This window comes from Myxococcus sp. RHSTA-1-4, assembly GCF_020037125.1.
GTDB lineage: Bacteria > Myxococcota > Myxococcia > Myxococcales > Myxococcaceae > Myxococcus.
This window is the reverse complement of the sequence record NZ_JAIQDG010000014.1, coordinates 134205-156703: the sequence shown is the minus strand read 5'-3', so window position 1 is coordinate 156703 and position 22499 is coordinate 134205. Positions and strand designations below refer to the sequence as shown.

The 22499-nt window shown below is 72.5% G+C and carries 16 protein-coding genes; 5 read left to right on the top strand and 11 right to left on the bottom strand.

From position 1 onward, the window contains the following. Window positions 1-124 precede the first annotated feature (124 nt). The 6 genes from K8638_RS20230 to K8638_RS20205 all read right to left on the bottom strand — a co-directional run bounded on the left by K8638_RS20230 (window position 125) and on the right by K8638_RS20205 (window position 8119). A complete protein-coding gene (locus K8638_RS20230) occupies window positions 125-1267 on the bottom strand; it encodes a hybrid sensor histidine kinase/response regulator (protein WP_223756196.1) in 1143 nt (380 codons plus the stop codon). Further along, entirely contained in the window at window positions 1264-1722 is a 459-nt protein-coding gene (locus K8638_RS20225) for a response regulator (RefSeq protein WP_223756195.1), read from the bottom strand. Before K8638_RS20225 ends, K8638_RS20230 begins: the two co-directional genes overlap by 4 nt. Before the next feature lie 6 nt (window positions 1723-1728). After that, complete coding sequence (locus K8638_RS20220; protein ID WP_223756194.1) at window positions 1729-4308, bottom strand: PAS domain-containing protein; 2580 nt, start codon at window positions 4306-4308, stop codon at window positions 1729-1731. Window positions 4309-4462: 154 nt separating this feature from the next. After that, on the bottom strand, window positions 4463-6811 hold the full coding sequence (locus K8638_RS20215) for a xanthine dehydrogenase family protein molybdopterin-binding subunit (protein WP_223756193.1): 2349 nt from the start codon (window positions 6809-6811) through the stop codon (window positions 4463-4465). Then, window positions 6808-7278, bottom strand: coding sequence for a (2Fe-2S)-binding protein (locus tag K8638_RS20210; protein WP_223756192.1), 471 nt, complete (start codon window positions 7276-7278; stop codon window positions 6808-6810). Before K8638_RS20210 ends, K8638_RS20215 begins: the two co-directional genes overlap by 4 nt. After that, window positions 7271-8119, bottom strand: coding sequence for a xanthine dehydrogenase family protein subunit M (locus K8638_RS20205; RefSeq protein ID WP_223756191.1), 849 nt, complete (start codon window positions 8117-8119; stop codon window positions 7271-7273). The genes K8638_RS20210 and K8638_RS20205 overlap by 8 nt, the downstream gene beginning before the upstream one ends. A 211-nt stretch (window positions 8120-8330) precedes the next feature. On the opposite strand from K8638_RS20205, the gene K8638_RS20200 reads away from it, so the two are divergent. The 3 genes from K8638_RS20200 to K8638_RS20190 all read left to right on the top strand — a co-directional run bounded on the left by K8638_RS20200 (window position 8331) and on the right by K8638_RS20190 (window position 11352). Beyond that, window positions 8331-8621 (top strand): hypothetical protein, encoded by a 291-nt coding sequence (locus tag K8638_RS20200; protein ID WP_223756190.1) that lies wholly within the window; start codon window positions 8331-8333, stop codon window positions 8619-8621. Window positions 8622-8643: 22 nt separating this feature from the next. Then, window positions 8644-10449, top strand: coding sequence for an acyl-CoA dehydrogenase (locus K8638_RS20195; protein ID WP_223756189.1), 1806 nt, complete (start codon window positions 8644-8646; stop codon window positions 10447-10449). Between the two features lie 93 nt (window positions 10450-10542). Continuing rightward, on the top strand, window positions 10543-11352 hold the full coding sequence (locus K8638_RS20190) for a hypothetical protein (protein ID WP_223756188.1): 810 nt from the start codon (window positions 10543-10545) through the stop codon (window positions 11350-11352). A gap of 15 nt (window positions 11353-11367) precedes the next feature. On the opposite strand, the gene K8638_RS20185 is transcribed toward K8638_RS20190, so the two are convergent. Beyond that, window positions 11368-11481, bottom strand: a complete 114-nt coding sequence (locus tag K8638_RS20185) for a double-CXXCG motif protein (protein WP_223756187.1) — start codon at window positions 11479-11481, stop codon at window positions 11368-11370. 275 nt (window positions 11482-11756) lie between these two features. Here K8638_RS20185 and K8638_RS20180 point away from each other — a divergent pair, with 275 nt between their 5' ends. After that, entirely contained in the window at window positions 11757-12338 is a 582-nt protein-coding gene (locus K8638_RS20180; RefSeq protein WP_223756186.1) for a hypothetical protein, read from the top strand. 153 nt (window positions 12339-12491) lie between these two features. Beyond that, window positions 12492-13709 (top strand): DUF1615 family protein, encoded by a 1218-nt coding sequence (locus tag K8638_RS20175; protein ID WP_223756185.1) that lies wholly within the window; start codon window positions 12492-12494, stop codon window positions 13707-13709. Window positions 13710-13731: 22 nt separating this feature from the next. On the opposite strand, the gene K8638_RS20170 is transcribed toward K8638_RS20175, so the two are convergent. From K8638_RS20170 to K8638_RS20155, 4 genes are all read right to left on the bottom strand, one after another. Beyond that, window positions 13732-15363, bottom strand: coding sequence for a hypothetical protein (locus K8638_RS20170; protein WP_223756184.1), 1632 nt, complete (start codon window positions 15361-15363; stop codon window positions 13732-13734). A 162-nt stretch (window positions 15364-15525) separates the two neighbouring features. After that, entirely contained in the window at window positions 15526-16998 is a 1473-nt protein-coding gene (locus K8638_RS20165) for a pitrilysin family protein (RefSeq protein ID WP_223756183.1), read from the bottom strand. Continuing rightward, entirely contained in the window at window positions 16995-18398 is a 1404-nt protein-coding gene (locus K8638_RS20160) for a pitrilysin family protein (protein WP_223756275.1), read from the bottom strand. The genes K8638_RS20165 and K8638_RS20160 overlap by 4 nt, the downstream gene beginning before the upstream one ends. A 71-nt stretch (window positions 18399-18469) precedes the next feature. Then, a complete protein-coding gene (locus K8638_RS20155; RefSeq protein ID WP_223756182.1) occupies window positions 18470-22348 on the bottom strand; it encodes a DEAD/DEAH box helicase in 3879 nt (1292 codons plus the stop codon). Window positions 22349-22499 lie beyond the last annotated feature (151 nt).

The following is a 22499-nucleotide window of genomic DNA, read 5'->3' as shown; positions in this document are numbered from 1 at the left end:
CACACCGCCAAGGTGTGTCCTCCCGCCGCCCGCGGCGCCGCCTCCCTGGACGCTCCCGGCAGGCTCGGCCGCCTCTTCACCGGCCAGGCGGCCCCTGACGCCCTCCCCCCCCGCCCTACCCGCCCTACCCGGCGGCGGCCGCGGACGGCGCGTGACGCGGCAGGTACATCCAGAAGCGCGTGCCGTCCTGCGCGGTGGACGTCACCCGCAGCAGGCCGCCGTGCGCGCGCACGATTTCGTGGGTGATGTAGAGCCCGAGCCCCAGCCCGTTGCGCTGCGCGCTGCGCATGTCCCCGGCGCGCACGAACGGGTCGAAGATGTGGGGCAGGCGCTCGCCGGGAATCGGCAGGCCCCAGTTGTGGACCTCCAGCCGCACGCCGCCGCCCTCGTCGCGCAGGGACACGCTCACCGCCGTGTCCTCCGGCGAGTACTGCACGGCGTTGCCCACCAGGTTGGAGACGGCCTGGGCCATGCGGTCCGCGTCCCACTCGCCCCAGCCGTTGCCGGACAGGCCCAGGTCGAAGCGGCGGCTCGCGTGGGCCACCTCCAGCTCCTCCACCACCTGCCGCACCACCTCGTGCAGGTTCATCCTCGCGCGGTTCAGCGCGTAACCGCCGCCCAGCCGGGTGCGGGTGAAGTCCAGCAGGTCGTTGATCATCCGCGCCATGCGGTCCGCGGAGATGGAGATGCGGTTGACCGCCTTGCGCTGGGGCTCGGCCAGCCCGCCGTAGCGCAGGAGCAGCGCCGCGTTGCCGGAGATGGCCTGCAACGGGTTGCGCAAATCGTGCCCGAGCATGCCGAGGAACTGCTCGCGGAACACCGCCGTCTGCCGCGCCGCCTCCTCGCGCTTCAGCCCTTCCTCCACCCGCTTGCGCTCGATGGCGTAGCGCAGCGCGCGCACCAGCAGCGGGCCCGTCACCTGGCCCTTCACCAGGTAGTCCTGCGCGCCCTCGTGGACGGCCTGCACCGCCAGCCGCTCGTCGTCGGTGCCGGTGAGGACCACCAGCGGCGTCGCCGGCGCGGCCTGCAGGAGGCGCGAGATGTTGCCCAGCCCGTGCCCGTCCGGCAGCGACAGGTCCAGCAGCACCGCGTCCACGCCGGCCGTCTCCACCACGCGCAGCGCCTCGGACAGGCGGCCAACGTGGACCACCTCGAAGTTCGCGGAGGAGAACTCCCGCAGCTCTTCATGGAGCAGCCGCGCGTCACCCGGGTTGTCCTCCACCAGCAGCACGCGCAGCGTGCGCTCATCCAGGCCCCTGGAGTTCATGCGACCTCGGGCTTGGGTGGCAGCCGGACCACCGACAGCCAGAAGTCGTCGATGGAGCGCACCACGGAGATGAACTGCTCCAGGTCCACCGGCTTGGCGATGTAGCAGTTCGCGTGGAGGTCGTACGTGCGCAGGATGTCCTCCTCCGACTCCGACGTGGTGAGCACCACCACGGGAATCCGGCGCAGCGAGGGGTCCTCCTTGATTTCCGCCAGCACCTCGCGCCCGTCCTTTCGAGGGAGGTTCAGGTCCAGGAGGATGAGGTCCGGCCTCACGGCCTGGGCGAACGGGCCCTCGCGCCGCAGGAAGGCCAGGGCCTCCACGCCGTCGCGCGCCACCGACAGGCTGTTGCGCACCTTGCCCTCCTTGAGGGCCTCGATGGTCAGCCGCACGTCGCCGGGGTTGTCCTCCACCAGGAGGATTTCAATCGGTCGTCCAGTGTCGTCGTGACTCATGATGCCTCAGGCTCCCCGGGTGCACGGCGCGGCGGGCAGGGTGAACCAGAAGGTCGTCCCCTGCCCCGGCTGGGACTCCACGCCGATGCGCCCGCCATGGCGCTCGACGATTTTCTTGCAGATGGCCAGCCCGATGCCCGTCCCCGGGTACTCCTCCTTGCCGTGCAGCCGCTGGAAGATGACGAAGATGCGGTCGAAGTACTGCGGCTCGATGCCGATGCCCCGGTCCTTCACCGTGAAGCGGACCTCCATGCCCTGGCGCTCTCCTGACACCTCCACATGCGGAGGCGCCGCGCCGTGGAACTTGAGCGCGTTGCCGATGAGGTTCTGGAACACCTGCGCGAGCTGCGTCTCGTCCGCGAGCACCGGAGGCAGCGCGCCCCCCAGCACCGTGGCCCCGCTCTCCCGGATGGCGGCCTGGAGGTTGGCCGTGGCCCGCTCCAGCGCCCGGCTCGCGTCCACCGGCCTCGGCTCCCGGCCCCGCGTGCCCACCCGCGAGTACGCGAGCAGGTCCTGGATGAGCCGCTGCATGCGGGTGACGCCGTCCACGGCGTAGTGGATGAACTCGTCCGCGTCCGCGTCCAGCTTCCCCTTGTACCGGCGGCCCAGCAGCTGCGTGTAGCTGGCCACCATGCGCAGCGGCTCCTGCAGGTCATGCGACGCCACGTAGGCGAACTGCTGCAGCTCCTCGTTGGAGCGGGCCAGCTCCTGTGCGCGCTGCTTGAGGGCCTCCTCCGCGCGGCGGCGCTCCACGCCCTGGGCGATGGCCTCCGCCACCGCGGCCAGCGCCGCCATCGCGTCCTCGCTCAGCGGCTGGCGGCCGTAGAGGCCCAGCACGCCCACCAGCCCGCCGCGCACCATCAGGGGGATGCCCGCGAAGGAGCGAATCCCCGCCTCGCGCAGCCACGCGGGGTCCAGCGCGCGTGGGTCCTCGTCCAGGCGGTCCACCCAGGCCTGCTGGCGCGTGCGGGCCACCTCGCCCGGCAGGCCCATCTGGAAGGTGAGCCGGCTCCACCTGTCACGGGGCGGAGCGGCGGGGCCCGCGTTGCCCGCCAGCTCCAGCACCTCCGTGCCACGCGCGTGCAGCCACAGCCGCGCCGCCAGGGCGCCCAGGTGCTTCACCAGGGCTTCCGCGCAGGCCTGGAGGATGTCGGGCACGGAGCCCTCTCTCGACAAGGCCTGGCTCACCTCCGCGCGCAGGGCCTCCAGCCGGCGCGCGGCCTTCTCGCGGTCCAGCCGGCGGGCGCCCTCCTCGGCGCGGCGCTGGGCGGTGATATCCGTGTTGGTGCCCACCCACTCGCGCACGCTCCCGTCCGCGTTGAGGACGGGCACGGCACGCACGCGCGTGGGGGTGTAGCTGCCGTCCGGGCGGCGCAGGCGGTACTCCACCTCGTAGACTCCTCGCTGCGCCACCACGTCGCTCCAGGCCCGGGCCGCCGCCTCGCGGTCCTCCGGGTGGACGGCGTCCAGCCAGCCCCGGCCCCGCCACTCCTCGTACGTCTGCCCGGTGAAGGCGCGCCAGGAGGGGCTGTCCTCCACCACCTCGCCATCCGGCCGCGTCACCCACACCGCCTGGGCGGAGGCCGTCACCAGGGAGCGGAAGCGCTGCTCCAGCCGCAGCGCGTCCTGGAAGAGGCGCGCGTTGTCCAGCGCCAGGGCCGCGCGCGAGGCGAGCTGCTCGGCCAGCGGCATGTCCGCGGCGGAGAAGCGCCGGCCGGACTCGGCGTTGACGAGCGTGAGCGCGCCCAGGATGCGCCCGCGCGCCGTCAGCGGCAGCACCAGCGCCGAGCGAAGCCCCAGCTCGCGCATGATGCGCAGGTGCTCCGCGTCCCGGGTGCTGGCCACCAGCAGCGCGTCCGGCATCTCCGGCATCAGCACCGGCTTCCCCGTGCGGATGACGGACAGCACGCCGTGGGGGTCCTCCGGCTTCGGCGGGTAGCGCGCCCGCAGCTCCGCGGCCAGGCGCACCTTGGCCGGGTCCGCGTGCGCCACGCCCACCTGCCGGCAGGAGCCGTCCGCCTCGGCGATTTCGATGGAGCACCAGTCCGCCAGCGACGGCACCGTCAGCCGCGTCAGCGCCGCCAGCGTGGCCTCGTAGTCGAGCTGCGAGGAGGACAGCAGCGCGCTGGCCCGGTCCAGCAGGCGCATGGAGTCCGAGGCACGCTTCTGGTCATCGATGTCCGTGCAGGTTCCGAACCACCGGACGACGCGGCCGCTCTCGTCGCGCAACGGGCGCGCGCGGCCGAGGAACCAGCGCCACACCCCGTCGTGCCGCCGGCAGCGGTACTCCACCTCGTAGGGCTCACCGGTGCGCAGGGAGTGGGCCCAGCGTCTGTCGGCCTCCTCCAGGTCATCCGGGTGGAAGGCGCGCCGCCAGCCCTCGCCCGCCGTCTCCTCCCGCGTGAGGCCGGTGTAGTCGCACCAGGGCTGGTTGAGGTACTCGTGGTAGCCGTCCGGGCGGGTAATCCAGATGAGCTGGGGAATGCTCTCGACAATCTGCCGGAACGCGTCCCCCAGGGAGAGGCCCTCCAGCGCGTCGAGCGCCAGGGGCCCCGGGGCCGGAGGACGAGGGTGGGGGGGCGTCATGGAGGGCACCCGAAGTTAACAGCGCGTCGCGGCCCCTCCCTTTCTGTGTGAGGCGGCCTTTCCGGCAGCCGACAATCACCCCCGGGACAGTCCCCTCTCCGGCCAGGCGGGCGGACACGGCCCGTTTCGCCAGGCCGGGCGCTGTCACCGGGACTCAGGCATCCGAGGCCTTCGCTCCACCCTCCTCGCGCGCCATCAACGCGCGCAGCACGCGCTCACCCGTGGCCGGAATCCGCCGGACGTTCGCGCCGGTCGCATGCCGGATGGCGTTGCAGATGGCGGGGGCCACGCCCACCAGGCCGACCTCCCCGATGCCCTTGGCGCCGAACGGCCCGGGTCCGAAGGGATGCTCCAGCAGGACGGCGTGGATGGCGGCGGGCACGTCCAGCACGCCGGGGACCTTGTAGCCCCCCATGGTGGGATTGACGAGGTGGCCGTCCTTCCACACCAGCTCCTCGGTCAGCGCGTAGCCCAGCCCCTGGACGAAGCCGCCCTGGACCTGTCCCTCCGTCGCCGCGGGGTTGATGGCCCGGCCCACGTCGTGGACGCTCCACGCCTCCAGCACCTCGACGTGGCCCGTCAGCTCGTCCACCTCGACCTCGGCCACCTGCGCGGCGAACACGAAGAAGCCATTGCCCATGAAGGGCAGGCCCTCGACCTGCGTCCGGCGCGTGTCGAGCTGCCACGCGGGAAACAGATAGCGCGCCGAGGCGATGATGGGCCCTCCCTCGACGTAGAGGGCACGCCCGGCGATGGCGCCGAAGGACACCGACGCCCCGGGCTCGCCACGGACACCCACGAAGCCGCCGGGCCTCAGCTCCAGCTGCCGCACCGGACGCTGGAGAATCGCGCTGGCGTGCTCGAAGAGCTGCTCGCGGACCTGCTCGCACGCCTGGGTGATGACCCGGCCCACGGTGAAGGTGGTCCGGGTTCCACCGGAGCACCAGTCGTACGGAGAGGTGTCCGTGTCGGGGCGGCTGAAGTTGAGCTGCTCCAGCGACAGCCCCAGCGCGCCCGCCGCGACCTGCGCGAGCGCCACGTCCGAGCCCTGGCCGGTATCCACCGCGCCGGTATTCACCGTGACGGTGCCGTCCTCGTTGAGCCGGACGGTGGCGCTCGAGCCCAGCAGCCCGGACACGTGGCTCACGGCCGCCACGCCGATGCCCCGCCGCTTTCCGGGGGCCGCGGGCGGGCGCTCCCGCCGCCGGTGCCAGTCCGACACCTCACGGGCGCGCTCCAGGCAGGCGCGCAGCGTCCCGCTCTCCACCGGCGCGCCGCCCAGCCACTTCTCGCCCGTCTCCAGCGCGTTGCGGAGCCGCAGCTCGATGGGGTCCATCCCAATCGCCTCGGCGACCCGGTCCACCTGCACCTCGCTGGCGAAGTGGATTTGCGGGTTGCCGAAGCCCCGGAACGCTCCGGCGCGGAGCTTGTTGGTGTAGACGCACCAGCACTCCACGTCGACGTGGGGGATGCGGTACGGCCCGCGCGCGAAGTAGCTGCCGATGTTCGCGACGAAGGGCCCGTCGTCCGCGTAGGCCCCGGTATCGAAGTGGATGCGCACCTGACGGGCGAGGATGCGCCCGTCGCGCGTCGCGCCCGTGCGCATGTGGATGCGGGCCGCGTGGCGCGAGCGCATCATCCGGATGTCGTCCGTGCGGGAGAAGGTCAGCCGCACCGGCGCTCCGGCGGCCAGGGCCAGCGCCGCGGTGATGGGCTGATTGGTGGACTCCACCTTGCCGCCGAACGCGCCGCCCACTCTCGGCACCAGGACGCGGACCCGGGACATGGGCACGCCCAGCGCCTCCGCGGTGATGGCCTGCACCCGGAACGCGGTCTGCGTGGACGTGTGGAGGGTGATTTTCCCGCTGTCGGGGTCCACCTCCGCCAGCGTCGAGCACGGCTCCAGGTAGATGTGCTGCTGCGCGGGCGTCTCGTACACGTCCTCGATGATGACGTCGCACTGCGCCCACGCCGGGTCCGGCTCGCCCTCGACCAGCCGGATGTACGAGGCGGCGTTGGGATGCGCGGTGCCTCGTGGCGCGTGAATCCCGGGTGCGTCCGGGCGCAGCGCCTCCTCGGCGTCGAAGACCGCGGGCAGCACCTCGTACCGGATGTCGATGAGCTCGAGCGCCCTGCGCGCCGTCGGGAGGTCGACCGCGGCGACCGCGGCCACGGGCTCACCCGCGTAGCGCACCTTGCCGCGCGCGAGCAGCGGCTGGTCCTTGATGACGGCGCCGATGTCGTTGGGAGGCAGGTCCTCCGCCGTGAGCACGGCGCGGACTCCGGGCAGCGCCCGCGCCCGCGAGGTGTCATACGACAGGATGCGCGCGTGGGGATGCGGGCTGCCCAGCAGGGCGCCGTGCAGCATGCCGGGCACGCGCAGGTCGTCGGTATAGACGGCGCGCCCCGTCACCTTCTCGCGCGCGTCCGGCTTCGGCACGGACTGTCCCAGCACCTCGCCCACTGGCTCCGGAATGGGCCCCGGCTTCGCGTGGCTGCTCATGGACGACCTCCCAGCGAGGCAATGGCCTCCACGACGCGCGTGTAGCCGGAGCACCGGCACACGTTGCCGCCGAGCGCCTGCCGGACGTCCTCCACCGTGGGGGACGGGTTGCGCTCCAGCAGCGCCTTCGCGGAAAGCACGATGCCGGGCATGCAGAAGCCGCACTGCACCGCGCCATGCAGGACGAGGGCCCGCTGCACCGGGTGGAGCTCGGCCCCATTCCGCACGCCCTCGATGGTGGTGATGGCGCGGCCGGGCAGTGTCACCGCCAGGGACAGGCACGAGAGCACGGGCACGCCGTCCACCAGCACGGTGCAGGCCCCGCAGCTTCCCTCGTCACAGCCGCGCCGGGTGCCCGTCGCGCGCACGTCCTCGCGCAGCACGTCCAGCAGCGTCCGCTCCGGGGCCACGGTGAGCGCGTGCTCCGCCCCGTTGATGGTGAGTGAGACGGAAACCTTGTCAGACATGGGCACGCTCCCGGGCCTGGGACAGAGCGCGGCCGAGCAGGCGCGGAATCAGCATGCGCCGGTACTCCGCCGAGCCGCGGACATCGTCGATGGGCGCGGCGGCGCGGGCGAGGAGCCCTCCCGCCTCGGCCACGTCCTCCGCTTCCAGCCGGGTGCCCACGAGCCGCTGGTCCGCCGCGTCCACGTGGAGCGGCACCGGCCCGCATGAGCCCACGACCACGCGCACCTGCCGGCACCTGTCACCGTCCATGGCGAGCACCAGGGAGATGGACACCGTGGGGTAGTCGGCCGCCACGCGGCTGAACCGCAGGTGATGGCCCACCGCGCCGTCCTCGCCCCGCGGAAGGAAGACGCGGGTGACGAGCTCTCCGCGCTGCAGGGACGTGCGGTAGCTGTCCACGAAGAGTGACTCGACGGGAACGACCCGCCGGCTACCGGGGCCCGCGACCTCCACCCGCGCCGAGGCCGCGACCAGGGCCACGGGAATCTCCGTATGCGGATCGGCCAGCCCCACGGAGCCGCCCAGCGTGGCCATGTTGCGGATGGCCGGGTGCGCGAGCCAGGCCGCCGCTTCGCGCACGGCCGCCATGGCTCCGCGCAGGCGCGCATCGGCCGCCACCGTGCGGTGCGTACACATGGCCCCCAGCCAGAGTCCGTCCCCGGTCTCCGTGATGGTGGACAGCTCCGGGATGCGGTGCAGGCTGACCAGCATTCCGGGCCCGATGCGGCCCGCGTTCATCATCGCCACCAGCGAGGCCCCGCCGGCAAGGCAGCGCGCGTCCTCGTGAGTGGAGAGGGCCGACAGCGCGGCCTCCACGGTCTCCGGCTCCGCGTATCTCATCTCGCGTCACCCCCCATGACCCCTGTCACTGCAAGTGTAACAGAGAACGCGGCAGGCCGTCCGGGCGGGCGGGGGCTCTCCGTCCCTCCCGCCCTGCTCACGGGCATGCAGGGGCTGGCCGCTTTCCACATGCAGGCCGTCCTACCGGACATCAACTTTCCGGGAAGGATGCGCCCTGCATGGGGTGTCGCGTCCGGGGAGTGGGAGTCCCATGTGGAGTCCATCGTTCCGGAAGTCTGGCCGCGCGTCCTGGCGACAGCGAAGCGGCGTGCTGGAGATTCGCAGGCGGAGGAAGCAGCTGGTCCGCCTGCGAGCCCGTGCGCGTCGAGCCCTCCGGGAGCCGGTGGAGGCGACGCTGGCGGTGGCGATGCTCGGCGCGCTGGCGCTGCCGCTGCTGGTGGAGGCCCCCGCCCCGCGTCCGGGTGCGGACAAGCGCTCGACAGGGAACGATGGCGACGATGGGGACGACCTCGATTTGGAGGGAGCCATCGCGTCCTGGTAGCGCTCCTGCTAACACCCGGAGCATGACCGCGCCCCGCCCCAACCCGCTGCTGTCGGACCGTGACGTGGACTTCCAGCTCTACGAGGCGCTGGACGCCGCGTCCCTGTGCGCGCTGCCCGACTTCTCGGAGCACTCGCGCGACACCTTCACCCTGCTGCTGGACAGCACGCGCCGCTTCGCGCGGGAGGTGCTCTACCCCACCTACCGGCCCATGGACGCGGAGCCGCCGGTGTTCCAGGACGGCCGCGTGCGCGTCCACCCGCTGATGCGCGAGCTGTACCCGCGCATGGTGGACCTGGGGCTGCTCACCGCCACGCGGCCGCCGGAGGTGGGTGGACAGCAGCTCCCGCTCACGCTCCACGCGGTGGCCAGCGCGTACCTCATGGCGGCCAACCTGAGCGCCTATGCGTACGTCGGACTCACGCTGGGCGCGGCGCACCTGCTGGAGGTGTTCGGCTCGCCGGAGGTGAAGGAGCTGTTCATGGCGCCCCTGTACCGGGGCGAGTGGACGGGCACCATGGCGCTCACCGAGCCGCAAGCGGGCAGCAGCCTCGCGGACGTGCGGACACGCGCCACGCCCGCGCCGGATGGCACGTGGCGCATCCAGGGCTCCAAGATTTTCATCAGCGGCGCGGACCAGGACTTCACCGGGAACGTGGTGCACCTGACGCTGGCGCGCACCGAGAGCGCGGAGACAGGGACGAAGGGCATCTCCCTCTTCGCGGTGCCGGCGCGCCGGCCCGAGGGCGGGAAGCTGGTGGACAACGACGTCCGGGTGGCGGGCGTCATCCACAAGATTGGCTGGAAGGGCATTCCCAGCCTCGCCCTCAACTACGGCGAGGAGGGTGACTGCCACGGTTGGCTGGTGGGGCCTCCCGGGCGCGGGCTGGCGTGCATGTTCCAGATGATGAACGAGGCACGCATCATGGTGGGCATGAACGGGGTGGCCACCGCGCTGGTGGCGTACCACGAGGCGGTGGCCTACGCGCGCGAGCGCCCGCAGGGCCGTCCCGCCGGAGTCCGCGATGCGACGCGCCCCCAGTCGCCCATCATCGAGCACGCGGACGTGCGGCGCATGCTGCTGCGGCAGAAGGCCATCGTCGAAGGCGGCCTGTCGCTGCTGCTGGCGACGTCGTACCAGGCGGACGTGGCGGGGCACGGGACGGATGACGAGGCGCGCAGGCGGGCGGGGCTGCTGGTGGACCTGCTGACGCCGGTGGCGAAGACGTTCCCCGCCGAGCGCGGCTTCGAGGCCAACGCGCTCGCGGTGCAGGTGCACGGAGGCTACGGCTACTCCAGCGAGTACCCGCCGGAGGCGTGGCTGAGGGACCAGAAGCTGAACAGCATCCACGAGGGCACCTCGGGCATCCAGGGGTTGGATTTGCTGGGGCGCAAGGTGGTGGCGGGAGGCGGCGCGGCGCTCCAGGCCTTCGCCGAGGAGGTGGGGGCGACGGTGACGCGAGCACGCGCGGCGGGCGTGGAGGCCGCGTGGTGTGACGCGCTGGAGCGGACGCTGGCCCAGGTGGCGGAGTTGGTGGCGGAGCTCGGCGCGCACGGCATGGAGGGCGAGGTGGAGCTGATGGTGCGCCACAGCGCGGACTTCCTGGACCTGTTCAGCGTGCTGGCGGTGGCGTGGCGCTGGCTGGCCCAGGCCGCGGCGGCGAAGGAGGGCCTGGCGCGCGGAGGCGGCGACCGGGACTTCTATGAGGGCAAGCTGACGGCGGCGCAGTACTGGTTCGCCGCGGAGCTGCCGCGCGTGCCCCTGCTCATCCAGCTGTGCCGGACGGGCGAGGACTCCTACGCCCGCATGCGTCCCGAGTGGTTCTGACCGGACACTCCGGGGCCGCCCTCTCACGGTGACGGAGCGACAGCAGCTCACGATTCTCCCGCGCCTATTGTTGGTGCACGTAAGATGTAAAGCGTGACTGTTTCTTTTCACCTGTGCCAGCCCGGAGGAGGTGCGTCGTGTGGTGCCTGCTGTGGGCTCTACAACTTCCGGGACCATTCCCGCGCGGCGCTGGCGGAGCAGCTGGCGATGCAGACGGAGCGGCTGCGGCGGGCGCCGTGGGAGCCCTCCGCCTGGCAGGAGGCGGCGCGCGAGCTCATCGCGGCGCGGCGCGCGGAGCCGCTGTTCCCCGCGGTGCGGGTGTGCCCGCTGCTGGGCTTCCTGGACAAGGAGCGCAAGCAGGTGGGTTGCCTGGGGCACCCGCTGGTGACGGGAGGCGTGGACCTGCGGGACTGCGGCGTCTACCGCTCGTCGGTGTGTGAGACGTTCACCTGTCCGTCCTTCGGCTGGCTCACGGACGCGCAGGCGCGGCTGGTGCACGCGGCCTGCGCGGACTGGTACCTGTACGGGTTGGTCATCACCGACGTGGAGTTCGTGCGCGGCTGTCTGCGGCTCATCGAGTGGGAGCTGGGAGGGCCGGCGAAGCCGGAGGTGCTGGTGGAGAAGCCCGAGGTGCTCGCGGCGGTGCGGCGGCTGTTCGCGCTGAAGGAGACGGCGCCACGCCGTGATGGAAAGGCGGCGGTGTTCGGGCGCTTCAGCCGGGACACGGAGGGCGAGCCGGTGCCACGCACGGTGGACTACGCGCAGCTGGGCGTGCGAGCGGCGCCCGAGGACGACGTGGTGCTGTGCCTGGGCTACACGCCCGGAGACTCCACGGAGCTGATGGCCGCGCGCGAGCTGGTGCGCATGCACGTGAAGGCCGTGGCCCGGCTGCTGCCGGCGTGAGGCGCGCTGCGCCGTTCAGCGGACGGGCAGCTCACGGAATTCCACCTCTTCGATGCCAAGCCGCCGCACCGTCTCCACGAACCGCTCCGTCCCGACGAGGTTGCCACACACCAGAACGGCAACGTCCATTCGCCATCGTGTGGCGGATGACATCCCGCCCACCCTTGTGACCGAGCACGCGGCTTGCAACTCCAGGCCGCCAGTCAGCACGGATGGGAACGCGAGGTGGACGGATGGGCAGTCGATGGGCGTGGGTGGGAATGGTGGGTCTCTGCGCGTTGACGTCGGGGTGCCGTGAGCGTGGAGAGAGTGAGGCTCGCACCGAGCAGCGTGAGGAAGTCGCGGCGACTCCCGGCTTCGTGCCAGCGGGACCGGTGGCGACGGTGCCAGCAAAGCTTCCGGTCATGGCGGCACAACACACGGCGGCACAGCCGAGCACACCCGAGCGAAGGGCACCAACCACGGGCACCGCGGTGCGCGAGCCTTCCCAGGAAAGCACCGCGGCCGCCGCTCCGACGGACAAGGGCCCCGTGCCAGCGGCTCCGGGACAGGCCACGGCCGGCACCGGCACCGCCACCGCTCCAGGCACGGACGCCGCCGCACAGGCCCCCGCGCGAAGAGTCCGGGTGATGATTGGCTCCGAGGCGGTGCAGGCCCGCGACGACGAGGCCTGGCACCTGGGCGCGGCGCGCGCGGCCCGCGAGGCCGCGACGGGTGGCTCCGGCGCCCCGGGCGACTCTCTCGACAAGGTGGTCATCGCCTCCAGCTCGGTGAGCGGGCGCGTCACCCGCGTGGGAAGGAACGTCCTCACCGTGCGCGACAGGGAAGGCGGCCTCTACGAGCTGCGGCTCGACCGTCACAGCCGCGGACTGCGCCAGGGCCGCCAGGTGTCGCTGCGGCGAATCGAGGAAGGCACGCCGGTGCGCGCACAATTCGTCCTCATGGGCGGCCGCACCGTCGCGCGCGACGTGCAGATTCGCCGCTGACTTCCTCTCCGGCGGTGTAGAGGGACGTCACCCCACATGACGTCCCGAGTCACTGAATGCACCCGGCCGCCCGCCCGTCGAGGGAACGGGCGGCTCCGGGAGGATGGCGCCGCGCCGGCTGTTCCACTGTCCGACGAAGCCGGAGGCGAGCGCATGGAGGAACCAGGCCCAGGGCAGTCCTCCCCACGGCGGCGGCCCCATGGCGCGCTCGCCGCGCTGTGGGCGGCATGTGCCCTGGCCGCGTGTGGCCCGCGCAAGGCGCCGGAGCCCTCCGTTCCGCCTCCGCCGCGTGTCAGCGCGGCGCAGGTGGCGAAGCTGCTCCCGGAGCAGGTGAAGAAGGAGCGCGAGGACTGGGCCCGGGACATCCTCGCCGCGCTGGAGGTGGAGGAAATCGCGCCCTCGCCTCCGGCGGTGTGCTCGGTGATTGCCGTCATCGCGCAGGAATCCGGCTTCAAGGCGGACCCGGAGGTACCGGGCCTGTCACGCATGGTGCGCGAGCGGCTGGAGGCTCACGCGGACAAGCTGGGGCCGCTGGGCCGCAAGGCGCTGGACTCCGTGCTGGAAGGCAAGGCCCCGGGCCACAAGCGGACCTTCGACGAGCGGCTGCGCACGGTGCGCACCGAGCGCGACCTGGACCGCCTCTTCCGCGACATCCTCGCGTACTACGAGGAAGAGTACCCCAAGACGTACGCGATGGCGGACCTGGCCAGCGCCCTCTTCGGCTCCGGCCGGCTGGAGGACCTCAACCCCATCACCACCGCCGGCTCCATGCAGGTGAGCGTGCGGTACGCGCTGGAGAAGGAAGGCGAGGACGCGGACCCGGTGGCGGTGCGCGAGGCGATGTACACGCGCGCCGGAGGCGTGCGCTACGGCACCGCGCGGCTGCTGGACTACGAGGCCTCCTACCCGGAGCCCCTCTTCCGCTTCGCCGACTACAACGCGGGCCTGTACGCCTCGCGCAACGCGGCCGTGCAGGCGCAGGTGACGCGCCTCACCGGCATCGCCCTGGTGCCGGACGGAGACCTCCAGCTCTACGACAAGCAGGGGGAGCCGCTCGACGAGGACAGCAAGAGCCTGAAGGCCCTGCTCGTCTTCCGCCAGCGCTACGTGCCGGAGGAGCTCAGCGAGCGCCAGGTGCGCCGCGACGTGCGCAAGGAGAAGGAGCTGGACTTCGAGTCCACCGATACGTACCGCGCGGTGAAGCGCGTCTACGCGCGGGAGACGGGCGAGACGCCGTCGTACGCCCAGCTCCCGCAGGTGACGCTCAAGAGCCCCAAGCTGAAGGGTGAGCGCACCACCGCGTGGTTCGCGCGCTCGGTGGACGCGCGCTTCCAGAAGTGCCAGGCCCGCTACAACGCCATGGCGAAGTAGCGGGCCCGGACCTCATCGCGGCTTACGGCGTGGTGAAGAGGGAGCTGATGGCCTCCGCGGAGGAGGTGGGCAGCTGCTCCCCGTAGTTGAACGGCTTGCGCTCCACGTCGTACGCGGGCGCGTCCACGGCCGCCACGCGCAGGTAGTAGATGCCTCCCGCCTCCAGCACCCCGGGCGGCAGCCGCACCTCGGTGGCCGAGCCGGGCAGGTAGAAGCGCCGGTAGCTGGTGGCAGTGGGGACCCCGTTAGTGGCGACCCGGTAGACGCTCACCCAGTACGCGGAGACGGAGCCCAGCACGGGCGGCAGCCAGGAGATGACAGGGCTGGCCGAGCCCACCTCACGCGCCACGCTCGCGGCGATACCGTCGATGCGCAGCTCCCGCGGAGGAGACACGCGCGGCTGCACGGGCCCCGCGACGAGGTTCTCCAGCCGGTCATACGTAATCATGCTGCCCGACAGATAGAGCTGGCGGCCCGAGCCGTCCGGCACCGGCTGGAGGGTGCGGAACGAGTACTGCGCGGAGCCCACCATGTCCCAGCTCGGAGGGAACGGGTTGCCGTAGGTCAGCCGGCGCGTGAAGTCGTACGAGGCGCCCCGGGGAAGCTGCAGCGTGAGCACCTCACCCGAGTACCCCACCCAGCCGTGCTGCAGGCCGTGCGTGGCGGGCATCACGTAGAACGCGGGCAGCGAGGGCGTGGCCCCGGGGTGTACCTCCATGGCGCGGGCGGTGTACTGGGGCAGCCGCCACTCGACGGGGAACTCCGTCATCGGCACCGGGTTCATCACCCCGCTGATGGGCATGGGCGTGGTGCCGTCGGCCTTGAAGTCGAAGGCGCCCATCTCCACGGTGCGCACCACGGTGGTGTACGCCAGCGCACCGCCGTCCGGCAGCGTGCCCGCGTCCATCGGGCTGAGCTGATTGACGACCAGCCGGTCACCCTTGTCCGCCTCGAAGACGGGGATGGGGCCGGTGCCGGACCACAGCTCGGAGCCGGTGGAGAGGATGTTCGTCTGCCCGGTGGGGTCGATGTCGAAGATTTCCACGCCGCCGTAGAGGTCCACCTGCCGCGAGGCGACCTGCAAGGAGGAGCCGGGCACCGAGGCGCCCTGCCACGGCGCCCACGGCGCCAGGTTCACCAGGTTGACCTGCACGGGCGTCGAGGTGGCGGTGCTGAACACGGTGTCCGCGCGGCCCAGCCGGTTGGTGCTGAGGTCCACGTGCCGCTCGTCCGTGACGACGTACGTGGAGGTGCCCGAGCGCAGGTAGTACGGGCCGGAGGGCACGCCGGTGAACTGGATGCCGCCGTCCACGAGGGTGCCGGAGATGCGGGTGAACGTCACGCCGTTGGGGACGAGCACCTCGGGCGGGTTGGCGGACAAGTCATTGGGCCGCTCCGCCACGCCCACGGCGGTGTGGTAGCGGGTGAAGCTCGTCACGAGCACGGTGTCGCCGGTGGGAGTGCCGCCGTCGGTCGTACAGCCCTCGGCCAGCGGCTCGCCCATCCACGTGCCGTCGCCCGAGGTGTTGGTGCCGGTGTTCACCGGCGACTGGCCGTCGTCCAGCTCCGGCGAGGTGCCGGGCTCGCCGCCAGCGCAGCCCAGCCACGCGGCACATGCCGGGACCAGAAGAAAGGAAAGGTAACGCTTGGACATGAATCCCCCGAAAGAGTTGGAAGGGTGGAGCACCCTACCGGGGGCCTCTGACGTTGCCTGTCGGGCAATCTGACAATCTTTATGGCCGCCAAGGCAAACTCAGACACCGGGTGCGCCCGCCGGCCCGGAACGCGTCGGACCGGCGGTGCAACCCAGGGAGTGTCAGCGCTTCGCGGGGGCGGAAGGTGGGGCGAAGCGCTTGTCTGAGATTTTCATCTCCGTGACGGTGCCGTACTTACGGGCCACGTCGCGGATGGCGGACGCCTTGCCGATGAGGACGAAGGTGAGGTCCTCCGGCGCGGGCAGCGTGCGCTGGATGACGGCGCGGACGCCCTCGCGCGAGGTAGCGGTGACGGCGCGGGCGAAGTCGTCCACGTCGCTCGAATCCAGCCCGTAGAAGGCGAGCTCGGACAACTTGCTGGCCACCTGCGCGCCCGTCTCCAGGCGGGGCGGGAACTGCCCCAGCACGTACGCCTGGGCGGAGGCGAGCGTGGCGTCGTCCATGCCCGTCTTCCGGTAGCGCGTGAGCACGTCCACCGCCATGTCGATGGCGCGGCCGGTGGACTCCGTCTTCGTGTACGAGGCGATGACCACGGGGCCGGGACGGGAGTACTGGAGGAAGGTGGAGTTGGCGCCGTAGCTGAGGCCGGACTTCACGCGCAGCTCGGTGTTGAGCAGCGAGGTGAAGCGGCCGCCGAACACCGTCCTCGCCAGCTCCGCGGCGACGCGGTCCGGGTCGCCACGGGCGATGCCGGTGTTGCCAATCCAGAAGTACGTCTGGGTGGCGTCAGGCTTGTCCACGAGCAGCACGCGGCGGCCCTTGAAGGGCGCGGTAGCGGGCACCTCGGGAGCGGGCGAGGCGGCACGGGCCCAGCCGCCGAGCGCGGCCTCCAGCTTCGCGGCGAGCGCCTTCGAGTCGAAGTCACCCACCACGGAGAGGATGAGCCGGTCCGCGCCGAGGTGGTTCTTCGTGTACGCGAGCACGTCCTCCCGCGTGAGGCCCGGGAGGGACGCCTCGGTGCCGCCCACGGGGGCGCCGTACGGGTGGCTGGCGAAGTGGAACGCCTGGAAGTAGGCGCCGATGAGGGCGCGCAGGTCCGCGTCCTTGGCCGCGGCGATTTCGGAGACCCTGCGCTCGCGCAGCTTCTCCAGTTCGTCCTGGGCGAAGCGCGGGCGGGTGAGCATGTCGCTGAGCAACTCCACCATCAGCCCGGTGTCGCGCGACATGAACTGGCCGTTGATGACGAGGGCCTCCAGGGAGGGAGTCACCTCCAGCGAGCCGCCCACGCTGTCCACGGCCTCCGCGAACTGGCGGGCGTCCCGGGAGCCGGCGCCCTTCTGGAGGAGCTCGCCGGTGAGGGCGGCCAGGCCCTCCTTGCCCGCGGGAGCCCCGAGCGCGCCGCCCCGCAGCCACGCGCTGAACGCGACGAGCGGCAGCTCCCGGCGCTCCACGAGCAGGAGCTTCGCGCCGTTCTTCAGCGTCACCGCCGTGGCCTTGGGCAGCGTCACGCCCTGCGAGGAGGGCTTCGCGGCGGCCGCGGCGCCCGGCGGGGCGGCGGGGCCCTGGGCGGCGGAGGGGAAGGCGGAGAGCAGCACCGCGCCGAGCACGGCCTTCCAGGAGAGGGGGGCAATCATCGCTGGGCCTCCTTGCGGGAGTCGGGGGTGGTGTCCTGCTCGGCGTCCGGCACGAGCCACCCGACGGTGCGGCGCTGGGGCTTGAAGATGCGCTCGGCGACCTTGCGCACGGAGTCGCGCGTCACCCGCTCGAAGCGGGCGGGGGCATCGAAGAGCTGGCGGTAGTCCCCGCGGAAGACCTCGGCGGCGCCGAGCGCGCGGCCGCGGCCGTCGTTGGTCTCCAGGCTGCGCCAGTAGTTGGCGAGGGCGATGTTGCGGGCCTTGCGCAGCTCCGCGTCGGTGACGCCGTCCTTGACGACGCGAGCGAGCTCCTCGGTGACGAGCGCCTCGGTCTTCGCGAGGTCACCGCCGGGAGGAAGGTCCACGAGCACCAGGACGAGGGACGGGTCGAAGCCGGCGTTGAAGAGCGTCTCCACGTGGATGGCGGCGCGCTCCTCCTCGACGAGGCGGCGGTGGAGGCGCGAGGAGTCGCCGTCGGCGAGGATGCGCAGGAGCAGGTCGAGCGCCTCGACGTCCGGGTCCTTCGCGGCGATGCCGTGGTAGGCGACCTGGAGGAGCGGGGACTGGGCGAGCTTCTTCACGACGACGCGGCGCTCTCCCTGCTGCTCGGGCTCCTTCGTGCGGACAGGCTCGGGAGGAGGCTGGGAGGGGATGGGCTCGAGGTACTTCTCGGCGAGGGCGAAGACCTCGGCGGGGGTGACGGCGCCGGTGACGATGAGGGTGCCGTTGTTGGGGGCGTAGTACGTCTTGAAGTAGCGCTGGAGGTCCTCGAGCTTCCAGGACTCGATGTCGGAGGGCCAGCCGATGACGGGGAACTGGTAGGGGTGGGCGACGTAGGCGGTGGCCTGGACCTGCTCCAGGAGGGCGCCCGCGTTGTAGTTGTCCACGGCGGAGCGGCGCTCGGAGTAGACGACGCCGCGCTCGGACTCGATGACCTTGGGGTCGAAGGCGAGGTTCTGGAGGCGGTCGGCCTCGAGGTCGAAGATGAGCTCGAGGGCGGAGCGGGGGAACCACTCCATGTAGACGGTGACGTCCTCGGAGGTGAAGGCGTTGTTGGCGCCGCCGTTGGCCTCCATGACGCGGTCGAACTCACCGGGGCCGTACTTCCTGGCGCCATTGAACATCATGTGCTCGAAGAAGTGGGACAGGCCGGTGATGCCGGGGTACTCGTTGCGGCTGCCGACGCGGAACCAGTTGTAGAGGACGGCGTTGGGGATGTCGTGGTCGGGCCAGACGATGACCTTCATCCCGTTCTTGAGGGTGCGCGCCTCGATGCCGGCGCCGAGCTTCGGCGCGGAGGCGGCGGGCCGGGGCGCGGCCTTGCCCTGCGCCCGCGCGCCCGACACGGGGGCGGCGAGCAGGGCCAGGCAGGACGCCCAGAGTAACGACTGACGGAACATCCGTGCTCCTGTCGTGAAGAAGACGCCCGGGAACGGGCGGTGGGGCACGATATTCCAGGTTGGCCCGCGGCTCACCCTGCCCCGCCGCTCCCGCTGAAGCGCAGGAGGGCCAGGAGCTGGTCGGGCGAGAGGGCGGCGGCGCCGTCGGCCTCGGACAGGAGGCTGTCGGCCAGCTCGCGCTTCTCGGCGTGGAGGGCGAGGATGGCCTCCTCGAGGGTGCCCTCGGAGACGAGCCGGGACACCGTGACGGGGCGCGTCTGGCCGATGCGGTGGGCCCGGTCCGTGGCCTGGTCCTCCACGGCGGGGTTCCACCACGGGTCCAGGTGGATGACATGGTCGGCCGCGGTGAGGTTGAGGCCGGTGCCCCCCGCCTTCAGCGAGATGAGGAACAACTCGCCCTCCCCTCGCTGGAAGGCCTCCACGCGCGCCTGGCGCTCGGCGGGCGGAGTTTGCCCGTCCAGGTACTGCATGGACACGCCGCGGGCCTCCAGGGCCTCGCGCACCAGGGCGAGGTGCTTGACGAACTGGCTGAAGACGAGCGCGCGTCCGCCCTCGGCGCGCACGGTGTCCACCAGCTCCAGCAGGCGCTCCAGCTTGGAGGACGGCAGGGGCGAGTCCACGTCGACGAGCCTCGGGTGGCACGCGGCCAGGCGCAGCCGGGTGAGCGCGGCCAGGATGACGAAGCGCTGCTCGGCGCCGGGCGAGTCCCCCACCTGGGCCAGGGCGGCCAGCCGCACGTCGTCGTACAGGCGGCGCTCGCCCGCGGAGAGCGCGACGGGGACCACGGTCTCGATGCGCGGGGGCAGCTCGCGGGCCACCTCGGCCTTGGTGCGGCGCAGGAGGAAGGGCCGCACCACGCGGGCGAGCGAGGCGCGGGCGTGCGGGCTCTTGTCCCGCTCGATGGGGACGGCGAAGCGCGCGCGGAAGGACTCGCGGCTGCCGAGCAGCCCCGGGAAGAGCAGCGCGTAGAGGCTCCACAGCTCCGACAGGCGGTTCTCCACGGGGGTGCCGGTGAGGGCCACGCGGGCGTCGGCCTTCACGGCGCGCAGCGCGCGGGCGCGCTCGGTGTCGGGGTTCTTCACCGCCTGGGCCTCGTCCACCACCAGCGTGGAGAAGGACACGGTGGCGAAGCGCTCCGCGTCGTTGACGAGCAGCCCATAGCTGACGATGAGCACGTCGCGGGGGCCCAGCGCGCCGAGCAGCGCCTCGCGCTCCGCCTCGCGGTACGAGTGCACACGCAGCGAGGGGGCGAAGCGCGCCGCCTCGCGCTCCCAGTTGAAGCACACGGAGGTGGGGGCCACCACGAGGGCGGGCCCCTCGTCGGCGCGGTGCAGCAGCAGGGCGAGCGCCTGGAGCGTCTTGCCCAGGCCCATGTCGTCCGCGAGGCACGCGCCCCCGCCCCACGCGGCCAGGCGCGCCATCCACGTGAAGCCCTCGCGCTGGTAGTCGCGCAGCTCGGCCTTCAGCTTCCGGGGGACGGCCACCTTGAGGGCCTGCGCCTCGCGGATGCGGGTGGCGAGCTTGCGCCAGTCGGGCGGGGCCTGCACGCGCGCGCCGGCCTCCGCGAGCGCGTCCAGCACGGGGGCCGCCGCCGCGCTCACCTCCAGGCCGTGGCGGGTGGCGTGGGCCAGGTCCGCCAGCGGGGTGAGCCGCTCGCGCAGCGCGTCCGTGAGGCGCAGCCACCGGCCGGGGCCCAGCCGCGCGTAGCGGTTGCGGCGCCGCAGGGCGTCCAGCAGCACCGCCAGCTCCACGCGCTCTCCGTCCACCTCCACGCCGCCCTGCACGCCGAACCAGTCACGCCCGCTCTCCACCCGGACGCGCAGCGCCGACGTGTCGGGCGAGCGCGACACCTTCCAGGGCTGCTCCTCCCACTCCACGCGCACGCCGGGGCCGGAGAGCGGCTCCAGCGCTTCCAGCAGGGCGAGGCTGGACTCCGCGTCCTCGCGGGTGAAGCGGTACGCGCCGGGAGTCAGGCCCAGGCGCTCCAGCAGGACATCGGCCTCGGCGCGCTCGGCGTCCAGGTTCCGCTGCACCCTGACGCGCTGTCGGCCCCGCAGGCCGCGCACCACCGGCGAGCCCTCACCGGGCGTCAGCGGTGGAGCCTCCGGCAGCGGGCGGACAAGCACCACGCCCTCCAGCGCCTCGTCCCCCACCGGACGGAGCCGGACGAGCAGCCCGGAGGCCGGCGCCACCTCGGCCGCCTCCAGGGACGGTGGCAGGGACAGCGGGAAGCGCGCCTCCAACCCGACGAGGCTCGTCAGCAGCGAGTCCCGCGCGGAGGAGGGCAGCCGGGAGCCATGGTCCTGGAGGGTGGCGAGCAGCGCGCGGGCCTCGGGCGGCACGGAGACGAGGGTGACGCGCGGCACCTCCGGCTCCACGAGCAGCCACGGCTGGGAGGACGGCTCCTCCAGCGGCGGCCGGACCAGGTCCTCCACCTGGATGGGCGTCCCCTCGATGGAGGGCCGCACACGGAGCGCGGCCCCCTCCTCCTCTTCCTGGAAGCTGAAGCCGAGCGGGGCCTCGCGCACGCGCAGCGGCACGTCGGGGCGCTCCGCGAGCCGCAGGCGTGGGCTGTGCGAGAGGGCACGCAGCGCCTGGAGGAGCAGCGGCCAGTTCCCCCGGGTGGGAGCGGGCATGTAGCCGAGGCTGGCGGACGCCAGCAGCGCGCCCGTCTCAATCAGGTCGAACGCCTCCAGCTCTCCGGGCAGGGTGAGCTGGGAGCGGAGCTCCTCCCGGTCCCGCCAGCTCGTATGGGTGCCCTTGGAGAGCGTCCCCTTCTTCGTTGGCCGGTGGAGGTAGGTGCGCAGGGTGACGGAGCGGAAGGAGGCGCCTTCGAGCCGGAAGGTGACGTGTGAGGTGGGGGTGGGCGTCTCTCGGGCCTGGGCAGCGGTCTCCAGGGCCGCGAGGAGGTGCTGGCCGGGCACGACGTAGAGCTGCTCGGCCAGCTGCGTGTTGAACGGCGCGGCCTTCTGCCGGGAGAGCGCGTCCAGCACCGCGTCCAGCGCGGTGAGCGCGTGCACGCAGCGCGCCTCGTCCGACGGGGTGCAGAAGCAGGTCAGCCCCGGGCGGCCGTCGAGCAGGGCGCGAGGGTCCAGGGTGACGCCCAGGAAGGAGGGCCCGAGGGCCTCGGGCCGCGCCAGGGCCTGGGGCGACTCGGGGACGCGGATGCGCAGCGGGCGCTCCTGGAGGTACACCCCTGGGGCCACCTCCAGCGCGCGGGGGAAGGCCGTGGCCCGCACGCGCACGCGCTCGCGCATCAGCGCCTGGGCCAGGGGGCCCAGCCGCGCATCCGTGAGCGGAGGGCGTGGCGCGGCGGCGGCCTCCTGCTCCACCCCTCTGCGCACCCGCTCCGCCTCCGCGAGCATCCACGCCCAGGCCGCGTCCAGGAAGACGGCGTGGTCGCGGGCACGCAGGTAGGGCACGGCGGCGTCGTGCGCGAGCAGCGAGAAGACGGTGGTGCCCGACAGGGAATAGAGGATGTGGCTCGGCTGGAGGGACGTGGGCAGGTAGGGCTTCAGCATCGGGACGCGCGCCTGCGCCGCGTACGCGACGTGGTGGGCGTCCACCCAGGCCTGGAGCGCCGCATGGGTGGTGGGGCGGCCGGTCGAGGCCGCCCGGCTCGTGGCGCCTCCCGTCAGCCGGAGCCACGCGAGCCCCACGGCCACGACGTGCTTGCAGATGAGGTGCGAGCGGAAGTGGGCGCACTGACAGTCGAAGACCTCGCCCTCGCCGCTGGCGGAGAGGCGGACGTGGTAGGGCCCCGCCGCCGGGCCCGCTTTGACGGTGCCCTCGACGACCGCTCCATTCTCCCGGACCGACTGGACCCGCTTGCGGATGAGCAGCTCCCGCGCCTGGGCGTGAACGGCCTCGCCCGCCTCCTCGTGGAGCAGGTCTTCGGTCAGCCACTGGTGGAGGGCGGAGGATACGTGTGTGGAAGGCTGGCTCAGCATGCACTCCGAAAACTACTCATGGAGTCATGCTGATTCCAGCCTCTCTGCCAGGTTATCTCCCTCGCCGCGCTCGTCCAGGGCGTCCGCGCGACGGGGGCCGCGCGGAGGTCCGGCGATGAACAGGTGAGGGAGGTGCCGCCAGGCAGCCGGG